Genomic DNA, 8,893 nt, shown 5'->3' with positions numbered 1-8,893 from the left:
GATCGGTCTGTCCGCCGGGTCTTTGCCGCGGACTTCTTCAGCAGCTTATCGCCCTGCTCCCTACTCGTACAGCACCACCGAGCGCCGCGCGTCCTGGTCGGAGATTTTCGGGAATTTAATTAGGCGCAGTTTCTGGGTAGAAGTTGCATCTTTTTCCCAGAGATTTGTCAGATCCTCGGCAGGGTAAGCCACCTCGCCGTCCTCCCGGCACCAGGGGCTGGTACCTTTTTTTTATCGCAACTTCTCACTGGCGCCTGGTGGTGCAAACGCTGCGGCCACCGATCTAACGGGACTTTGATCAGCGCAATGAACGATTGAGGACGCCCGAAAGGCGGCCTCTACTCTTTACATAGGGTACAGTGCGAGATTGAATTTTTTGCTAGCTTTTCCCGCACGAGGGCTTCAGACTTTCTTCCATTGAGAACTTAATTTTTCAGGGACATTACGATGGGAAAACCTGCCGTTTCCCGTGATGCCTTTCGCGGGTTGTTCGCTTTCTATGCGGCGAAGGCTCATCATGACCATAAACCCGAGGGCGAACATTGCCTTTTGAAGCTATTCGGATCTGCGGAAGACATTCCCGATAGTTTGCTGCTGCAGTGGTCGGACAGAGTTGAGCTGCTCGGCTCCGAAACCGTTGGCCGCTTAATGGAGCCACTCGCCCGTCAAATCACGGATGGCAACGCGCGATACGACCATGCCAGTGATTTTCTCCACGCGCTCCTGAGAGACCTTGGACAAAAGGTGCAGTGATCAACCGCAGCGCTATGGTCGCGGCAGCCGTCAGACGCGAAGATTTTCAGCGCTGCTCTTGCCGCGCTTGCGATCAACTTGGATTTCGTAAGAGACCTTCTGCCCCTCCGCCAAGCCCGATAAGCCGGCACGCTCTACTGCGCTAATGTGCACAAAAACATCCTGGCCGCCGTCATCGGGCTGGATGAAACCGAATCCCTTGGTTGCGTTAAACCACTTCACAGTACCTGTCGCCACGTCCGCCTCCGGTTGAACAATGAACATAGCCTAGGTCGACCGTCTTGGGGCTGACAAGCAAAAAAACCGAAGCGCGCGAACGTCGAGCAGTGTTTTCGAAGCAATCAGTGGTTTGATAACGGGCAAGCGAGTTGCAGCCCAACAACCCGGCGCTGGGATTGTGAACTAGTTCACAGATCGGGGAAGAAAAGCTCACTACCATATCGGGGAGCGGGCGAAGGTACTTCGCGATGTCTTGCAGTGCTGCTCGGGGTCGCGTGCGTCAAGCAAGCGATGGAATGGGTTAGTGTATCCGTCACAGGAAGAGACGATGATCGACGACCATTTGGCGCGTGCACATCGCAAAAATATTCAACGCTATCGCCTTTTATTGCAAACCAATCTGACGGAGTCCGAGCGCCAGTTTGTCGAGCGGCGCCTGAGCGAGGAGCAATCCAAGCTGGAGATGCTGGTCAGCTCATGCTCAAGCGAAGCACAGTGCGATCAATCAAGTGCCCCAGGTAACCACGCGGGCTAGGTCGGCCCCTTCCGCGCCCAAGGAGGAGTCACGCCACCTCCGGTAAGCGGCGCGCGGGCTTCAGTTCGTGACTGCTAAGTAATTCTCCATTTCCATGTCCGCGTCACAGCGCGCCGAAGGCGGCGCCTGAGCCATCGCCCGCGGCTGCGTTCCGCGTCAACGATAAAAACCCGCCAGCCGGAGCTGGCGGGCCATTCAACTGCGGTGTGAGCGCGGGACCGAAGCCTCGCGCCTCAGCCGCCCTCGCGCAGTCCCTGCTCGATCACTTTCAAACGTTTTCGGAGAGCGCGATCTAGGGCGCTGGCTTCTCTTGGCGCAATTCTACCGGTGGTAATATCGGACAGCATCCTGCCCTGAAACGTCGCGATCTGGTCTAACGTCATCTGCTCGATTTGAGCAATCCGCGCCTCAACGTCGGCATTTGCTTCCGCCCTGTTGCGCATGCGCTTGCTCCCCTGATGAGTCGCGATTTTGATTTTGGATCACGGCGGCGCCGAAGCAAATGCTCGCAGCGCCGGAATTGTGGATAAGCTACCGCTTCAACCGGTGGGGGTGGCCGCCGGCCGCGGCCGTGTCTTTTCCTGTGCGGTTCGCCTTTCCACACCCACGACCGGCAGTAGCTCGCGAGCATTCCGCGCCGCTAGGAATCGATAATTTGACTCTCGCCTGCGCCGCGGTTCGATGGCGTCATGACCAAGGCAGAGAACAGAGCGGCGGCGAGAGCTTGGCACCAAGAGCGCATGCGTCAGCGCGCGGAAGAAGTGCGGGCCGAGGCGGTAGCAGCCGACCTGGCCGAACTCGGCCGGCTTCGCCACTACCTCATCTTCGGCAGGAAGGATCGCCGCGCCGACCGCGAGAAGCTGATGAGCGCCATTGACGACTACGTCGGTGAGATGACCGGCGATCGAACCGCGCTGCACGCCGAAAACCACAAGTGCGGGTGAAGCAGTTCGGCCTGGGGGACGAAGAATCGGGTAGTCGATCTGCATAACTCGCCGCCGAACGTGCCTTTGCCGCTCCTGAAGCCGCCGCCCGCAAACTGGTCGAGCTCGCGAAGACCATTGAAGCTGTCCAGGACGGTCGCATTCACATCGAAAAGCTCAATGCTCCGTTTCTCTACACGCTCAAGGCCACCGGGTTGGAGTTCGGCGCCGGCATCAAGCATGCAGTTGAGAAGGGCTGGCTCGAGCTGCACGAGAGCGGGACCTATGTCCGGCTGATCGACACCAACGCAAAAGCGGCCCCAGCAAAAGACTAAGTTGCCGGGGCCGTTTGGAGGCTACCTTGGCGGTAATGGGGTCGCCAGGTCGTCATGAGCATAGGAAAAACCGGCAATCAGTTCTGTCCACTTGTGCCCAAAGCGGTATAGTTCCAGATCGGGAACGGAACCGATCGCAATGAAGTTTAGAAGGGACGGCCCGCCAGCGTGACCAGCGGGCTGGTAGCGATCGTCAGGCGCAGTCGCGACCTCCGCGGGGTACGATCGAAGTACTGGCTGGCTCGTGGAGCTTCGCGCGCGTTCTCAATGTCCGAAAGGAGGTTCCAATGCGTACTCCGGCCTTGGCGATTTTGGCAATCGGGATGGCATCAACAGAGCCGGCGGCAGCTCAGACGTATAATCCGGCCTATCCGGTTTGCCTGCACGTTTACCGCGCGGGGGCCAACTATTACGATTGCAGCTACACATCGCTGCCTCAGTGCAACGCTTCGGCATCGGGCCGCGCCGCAGAGTGCGCCACAAATCCATACTTCGCGGGCGTGGAAAACCCCGCAGCTTATCGGCGGCACGGCCGCCGCGCCTACTAGGGCAGTTGCGAGAGACGCCCAGCCCGCCAGCGTGAACCGGCGGGCCATTCAACTGCGGTGTGAGCGCGGGGCCTTGCGCGGACACTGACGGAGGACCTCACATTTGTAAGGCGTCAGTCAGCTCGCGGGTCCATAATCCGAGATATGGACGTCGCGCTTACTCACACCCCATGGTGCTGGATGGCAAACAGTTGCGTAAAGAGGCCGCAGAAGCGCGGCAGATGGCCGATGCGGCCAGCAACCAGCAAGACAAGGATTTCTGGCTCGGAATAGCCAAAGGTTGGTTAAAGCTCGCTCTCGAGACCGACGAGCTAATGGGCAAGCGGCCATGAACGCGCGCCCTCATTTTTGGCAAATTAGGCCACCCCCGAAATCGAACTAGGCCACTGAGGCCCGCCAGTGCGAACCGGGGGGCTGCTGCTTGGGCCGCCTGCGTTTCGGTACCGCAATCCCTAGCGGCTTGTGCCGACGCTAACACCGCGCTTCTATCGGACGATCCGATCAAGACGGCAGCCCGTTATACAACCAAATATCTGATCTTTCATTTGGGTGCCTACCCGGCAACCCCTAATGCAAGCGCGCACATCGTCGCCCCACACACGGCCCTTGGTTTGAGAACTCGAGATACATCGATTGTTGCATGCCTTGTCGTTATCGGGGCATTTGGACAAACACGCCGCAAGGCCAAGTCGCTCGCCTTCTGAAAATGTCGCTTCTTGGGCGGTTGCGAGCGTCGTTGTTGTCGCCGCAATATAAAGGGCTAGTGCGAGCGCGCTCTTTAGGATTTCTGTAGCCGACATTATCTCCTGCCTCTGTTTTGAGACCTCGGAAAGCAGCGTACGCCGGATACACCACCAAGGCGCAAGGCGGCCAGGAAATATCGGATCGCGAAGTAGCCCGCCAGCGCGAACAGGCGGGCTCATTATGCTCATGCGGACCGGGTTAATCGCGTCTCCGCCGATCAATCTTACTGTGGCCAAGGAAGAACAAACCGACCAGCACGCCAATAGCGGCGGGTATGACAAGGCTGAGACAGTCTATGACGCACCGCCTCTCAGCAAAGGAATCGCCCGACCGATAACTGACGTGGTCCGCCAGCTGAGGCTGCCTTACCTCTCCTCGCTCCTCGCGAGCGTCGCCAGTCTATCCAGCTGGCCGGCCAACCCCACAAAAGTTCTGGCGATGTTTTTCAGGACGGCGGCGCGATCCTTGGAAATGCCGCTTGCGCCAGAAAGTCTCTTGTAGTGGTCAGCATATTCTAGGCACTCAGCAATATTGATCAGTTGCTCAGTCCTGCCCGCGCGGAACGTAGGATCGTCTTTCCCCGCTAGCTTGCCCTCTAGCATGTTAGGCCCCTTAAGCATGTTAGGCCCCTTAAATCAGGTTCGGACACCGGGTTAGATACGGACAGCGCCGGCCTGAGTTTTGAAAAGGAACTACAACGGCGGACGAATATTTGAGTCGTCGCCGGCTCGCTGCCACAGCTGGCCGAGCGGCCCCGGCCTAGCCCCTTGATCCCCCCGCAGCCGGGGCCGTTCTCTTCGCCTTGTAGTATCGGAGTAGCGTATGCGTTCCTCGCCCTCGATCGTGCCGGCCGACCGCCTCGACCGCGACGTCTATCTGGTGCCCGAAGACTTCGGCGCGCGCGCGGGTTGCGCCTGGCGCGAAACGGACGAGGCCGACACCGACCTCGAGACCGTCCTCCAAAATCTCCTGTCCGGTCAGTACGCCTATCCGGTCCGAATTGCATCCTTCAATCCCGTCGAGGGGTGGTCGCGGGATGCGACTTCCGACATCGCCGACGCACTGGCCCAGCGCGCAGCCGACACCGACGCGGAGGTCTCGTCTGCACTGCAAGACTTCATCGCCGCCAACGCCACAAGGCGCTTCGACTGGCAGCTAGCGCTGCCATTGCGCGGGGTCGTCTGATGCCCAGCGCGGAAAAGCCCGTGGCTGCAGGCGCAATAACCACGACGTGCGTCAACTGCGACGATCTCGGCTGGGTTTGCGAGAACCACCCCGACCGCCCTTGGGACGGCCCGCGCGCCTGCAGCTGTGGCGGCGCTGGCGCCCCCTGCCCGGCCTGCAACGTTCCTGCCGAAGGTGAAGTGCCGCGGTTGCCGAAAGGATTTCAGGTGGAGGTCGACAAGGACGGCTGGCGACATTGAATGAACGTCTGCACTCGAGCCCGATCTACATCTGCCAGACGGTCGCTTCCTCGTGAGTCCACGCTGCATAGAGTGCGCGGATCGCCTTCAGGCGGTCATGGTAGCCGGGCGGTTGACCAGCCTTGACGTACCGGGTCTGAACACGAAGAGACCAGCGGGCCATGGAGGCGCCGAGCCGCTGCGCCACCACCCACGCAACCCCGGCCACAGCGCGGAAAAGCCCGTGGCTGCAGGCGCAATAACCACGACGTGCGTCAACTGCGACGATCTCGGCTGGGTTTGCGAGAACCACCCCGACCGCCCTTGGGACGGCCCGCGCGCCTGCAGCTGTGGCGGCGCTGGCGCCCCCTGCCCGGCCTGCAACGTTCCTGCCGAAGGTGAAGTGCCGCGGTTGCCGAAAGGATTTCAGGTGGAGGTCGACAAGGACGGCTGGCGACATTGAATGAACGTCTGCACTCGAGCCCGATCTACATCTGCCAGACGGTCGCTTCCTCGTGAGTCCACGCTGCATAGAGTGCGCGGATCGCCTTCAGGCGGTCATGGTAGCCGGGCGGTTGACCAGCCTTGACGTACCGGGTCTGAACACGAAGAGACCAGCGGGCCATGGAGGCGCCGAGCCGCTGCGCCACCACCCACGCAACCCCGGCCACGACAGCAATGAGAGTGTGTATCGCTGTCTATCGGTATTTGTACGGACCGTTGACCGGCGTCGATAGACTTCGGACGGGGCTTGCCCCCACAAAAGCTTGCCCTTTCTTCTGCTCTTCTGCTGGCTTCACACCCTACTCGTCGCCTTCGACCTGCTCTACCTCAACGGCCGCGACCTGCGGAAAGTCCCCCTGCTCGAGCGCAAGGCTGCGCTGAAAAAGATCATCACCAGCAGTAACCTCCAGTTCATCGAAAGTTTTGCGATTCGACGGCCACGGGATGTTTACACACGCCTGCAACGGGCGTCGAAGACGCGGTGTCGAAGGGCGCGATGGAATCTGTCCGCGTCGGCCAGGCCGGAGCGTCTACGCTCAGTACAGCGGAGATCGCTGAAGTCGGACAAGGTCAATGAGCGACTAGGTGCGTCTGGAACTCTGTCACATCCCTAACCTCTTGCGCCGTCGGCCTATCGCGACCATGGTAACGAAGAGGAGCGCTCTCAAACAAACAGAAAGTCATTCGCCGTCATCAAGTCGGTGAAGTTTGCAAGGGTAACCTGATCAGCTCCCGCCAGAATAATGATGCTAGTTCCGCTCTGGGTGATGACAAGGTCACCAAACGACTGCACGCCCGCAACGTCAACGAAAGCGATCCTATCACAGAGAACTCCGACGTAAGCTGGTTGGTACGACGAGGCAGGTCGGGTACCGCTGGTATCGGGGCCGTCGTGCTCGTTCTAAGTTCGGAAGCAGCATCAGCTACCTTGAATTCAGGCACAGGGGGCTGAGACCGCTCGGCCGGTCTGGGCCGCAGCAACTCTGCGCGCGCGTCAACGACCGGGCTCCGCTTACCACGCGCAATCTCGTCCTCGTCCAAATTAGCCACGGGATCTTTTGCTACGCGAGAACGAGCGGGTTTCTTCACCGTCGCAATGCCCTCGGCCAGGAACCAGCATTCGCGGCGACCATCGACTCGATAGACCCAATGCCGGCCGTCGGGGGTCGAGTTGCCGGGGCGTGCCAAGCATTCCGGTTGCGCCGGATAGGTCGGAGCGCGTGCGCGCGGAGCGATACTGAACAAGTCGTCAAGAGGATTGGAAGACGCGGGCGTCGTTGAAAGAATTCCAGCGAGAGCAAAGCCAGCGAAGCAAATCCTCAACCGCCCCTTCGCGCCGACATGGGCGGCCATGCGGCTCAAAATTGGCGGCGCGATAGATTCATCATGTGTGACCAGTCTGGGTTCGAGTAGCAGCGGCTGCCAAGTGCAGCAGGCGGCACTCGGACCGTGGCTTACGACCGTGGATGAGCTGAGGATTTGGCCGATCAGTTGCCATATCCCTTTGCAAGTGCGGAAGAATCCTGCCGGGGTGTGAAGGAGTGGATATCCGCAAACGTTAATGGATCGGCCTGCAGGCGCTGTTTTCCGCGCTTACTGTTCGTATGTGCGTCGCAGAGCTACTGCCGTTGGGGCATCAGCGGAGGTGAGCCCTACCCTAGCTAGCCTGCTCAGTCCGCTTCAACCTGGGTCAGGAGCCGACTAGTTGGTAAGATTCGCGTTTGAACTCTCCCGCGCCGTCATTACTGTGACTGGATTGCCAATTGCCTTTCCCGCCGCGGATGGTGTCAATGAACAGCTTCGCGGCCGGGTTCAAACCAATCGGACCACCATGTCCTCTAGCTCCAAAGCTAGTATCGCCAAGAAAGCGCGCACGAGGGCTGAGACGGATTTTGCCACCTGGCTCATGATGGCCAAGCTCGGTGGTTTCGATGACCTGCCGTCCAGCGCCCAAAGCTTTCTGACTAACTATCGAACTCGGCTCGAGACAATGAGCGAGGCCGAGTCCACGGCCCTAGCCGTTCGCGAGGTCTACAGCGCTTATTACAGCGAGATGGGAGGCGTGGGCGCGCCCCCGGAACCAAAGGCTCGCACACCAATGACAGAGGGCAAAGTCGTGCGGCTCAAGAAACGGCCTAATCAGCCCGGTCTATCGGCTGCACTGCATTCGTCGAAGCCAATGATCCGAGAACCCCTTCCAGCACTGCTCATTTTGGCGAGCATGGTGGCTCTGATTGTCGCATATAGATTTCTGGCGCAGTAACACTGCCCGCGGATTGTGGGGACGAAGTGCCGCTCACAGTAACCGCGGACATCGCTGCACTTCGCATTTGTGCCAAAGGTGGAAGTGATCCCGACTCGCGGCGTCGCGAAACGGCGATTGTGCGACACATCGAGAATGGCTCTGTTTAGCAACTTCCCTGCTTAAAGGGAGCGGCCGCCGCGCCGGCCCCTCCCCATTTTGGCTGCGGGGGCGAGCCACGTCCTCGTGCGCCGTCGGAGACGGGCAATGACCATAAGAACCTTTTGCACGCTGACCGCCGCCATCTTTGCCCTGAGCGCGCCTTTGCAGTTGATCCGGATTGTGATGGACTGGTCCGTCACCTTAAATGGCGTCGATGTGCCGTTTTGGGTGAGCTGGATTGCCGTCACCGTGGCGGGCGCGTTGAGCTTCGTCGGTTGCCGCGCCGCCATGCGCAGCTAATTGCTGGCAGAGCCCACCCGGGCCGATCTGTCGCCGGGCAGCGGAGCCACTTCCCTACTCGCGGATATCGAGCCGTCGTGCTCTACCGCGACAGCGGCTTAGTGCAATTCGCGTCGGTTTGGCATACCTGCATCCATGTCCGGTCTTCCCCGAACAGCCGACGCCGAAGAGATGGTACGCTTCGACGCTAAGGGCCACAAGCCGACTTTGGGCACTTCCCGACGA

12 protein-coding genes and 1 pseudogene are annotated in these 8,893 nt (G+C 60.0%); 9 read left to right on the top strand and 4 right to left on the bottom strand.

The genetic code is table 11. The features are described from left to right. Nucleotides 1-60 precede the first annotated feature (60 nt). Nucleotides 61-192 carry a hypothetical protein gene (locus OWC48_RS06315; RefSeq protein WP_282519185.1) on the bottom strand — a complete coding sequence of 44 codons (132 nt, stop codon included), beginning with the start codon at nt 190-192 and terminating at the stop codon, nt 61-63. 255 nt (nt 193-447) lie between these two features. On the opposite strand from OWC48_RS06315, the gene OWC48_RS06310 reads away from it, so the two are divergent. After that, nucleotides 448-753 carry a hypothetical protein gene (locus OWC48_RS06310; protein ID WP_282519184.1) on the top strand — a complete coding sequence of 102 codons (306 nt, stop codon included), beginning with the start codon at nt 448-450 and terminating at the stop codon, nt 751-753. Nucleotides 754-783: 30 nt separating this feature from the next. Here OWC48_RS06310 and OWC48_RS06305 read toward each other — a convergent pair whose 3' ends face one another. Continuing rightward, nucleotides 784-990: a cold-shock protein gene (locus tag OWC48_RS06305; RefSeq protein WP_282519183.1), complete on the bottom strand. Its 207-nt coding sequence runs from the start codon at nt 988-990 to the stop codon at nt 784-786. Between the two features lie 310 nt (nt 991-1,300). Between OWC48_RS06305 and OWC48_RS06300 the strand changes: the two genes are divergently transcribed. Beyond that, a complete protein-coding gene (locus OWC48_RS06300) occupies nt 1,301-1,507 on the top strand; it encodes a hypothetical protein (RefSeq protein ID WP_282519182.1) in 207 nt (68 codons plus the stop codon). Between the two features lie 233 nt (nt 1,508-1,740). Here the strand turns inward: OWC48_RS06300 and OWC48_RS06295 are convergent, their stop codons facing one another. Next, nucleotides 1,741-1,950, bottom strand: a complete 210-nt coding sequence (locus tag OWC48_RS06295) for a hypothetical protein (protein WP_282519181.1) — start codon at nt 1,948-1,950, stop codon at nt 1,741-1,743. 246 nt (nt 1,951-2,196) lie between these two features. Between OWC48_RS06295 and OWC48_RS06290 the strand changes: the two genes are divergently transcribed. From OWC48_RS06290 to OWC48_RS06275, 3 genes are all read left to right on the top strand, one after another. Continuing rightward, nucleotides 2,197-2,451, top strand: a complete 255-nt coding sequence (locus tag OWC48_RS06290; RefSeq protein WP_282519180.1) for a hypothetical protein — start codon at nt 2,197-2,199, stop codon at nt 2,449-2,451. Nucleotides 2,452-3,052: 601 nt separating this feature from the next. After that, on the top strand, nt 3,053-3,313 hold the full coding sequence (locus OWC48_RS06280; protein ID WP_282519179.1) for a DUF3551 domain-containing protein: 261 nt from the start codon (nt 3,053-3,055) through the stop codon (nt 3,311-3,313). Nucleotides 3,314-3,483: 170 nt separating this feature from the next. Continuing rightward, the gene (locus OWC48_RS06275) at nt 3,484-3,645 is read left to right on the top strand and encodes a hypothetical protein (RefSeq protein WP_282519178.1); all 162 of its coding nucleotides are present in this window, start codon (nt 3,484-3,486) and stop codon (nt 3,643-3,645) included. 777 nt (nt 3,646-4,422) lie between these two features. Here OWC48_RS06275 and OWC48_RS06270 read toward each other — a convergent pair. Continuing rightward, complete coding sequence (locus OWC48_RS06270; RefSeq protein WP_282519177.1) at nt 4,423-4,659, bottom strand: hypothetical protein; 237 nt, start codon at nt 4,657-4,659, stop codon at nt 4,423-4,425. A 220-nt stretch (nt 4,660-4,879) separates the two neighbouring features. On the opposite strand from OWC48_RS06270, the gene OWC48_RS06265 reads away from it, so the two are divergent. From OWC48_RS06265 to OWC48_RS06250, 4 genes and pseudogenes are all read left to right on the top strand, one after another. Further along, a complete protein-coding gene (locus OWC48_RS06265; RefSeq protein ID WP_282519176.1) occupies nt 4,880-5,242 on the top strand; it encodes a hypothetical protein in 363 nt (120 codons plus the stop codon). A 1,021-nt stretch (nt 5,243-6,263) separates the two neighbouring features. Continuing rightward, a pseudogene (locus OWC48_RS06260) lies at nt 6,264-6,456 on the top strand (DNA ligase); the annotation flags it as partial. A 1,339-nt stretch (nt 6,457-7,795) separates the two neighbouring features. Next, nucleotides 7,796-8,227, top strand: coding sequence for a hypothetical protein (locus OWC48_RS06255; protein WP_282519581.1), 432 nt, complete (start codon nt 7,796-7,798; stop codon nt 8,225-8,227). A gap of 246 nt (nt 8,228-8,473) precedes the next feature. Beyond that, complete coding sequence (locus tag OWC48_RS06250; protein WP_282519175.1) at nt 8,474-8,668, top strand: hypothetical protein; 195 nt, start codon at nt 8,474-8,476, stop codon at nt 8,666-8,668. Nucleotides 8,669-8,893 lie beyond the last annotated feature (225 nt).

It is taken from the genome of Bradyrhizobium sp. Arg816, from assembly GCF_029989365.1.
In the GTDB taxonomy this organism is placed as follows: domain Bacteria; phylum Pseudomonadota; class Alphaproteobacteria; order Rhizobiales; family Xanthobacteraceae; genus Bradyrhizobium.
Note: the sequence above shows the minus strand (reverse complement) of the source record. Positions and strands in the feature narration are given on the sequence as shown.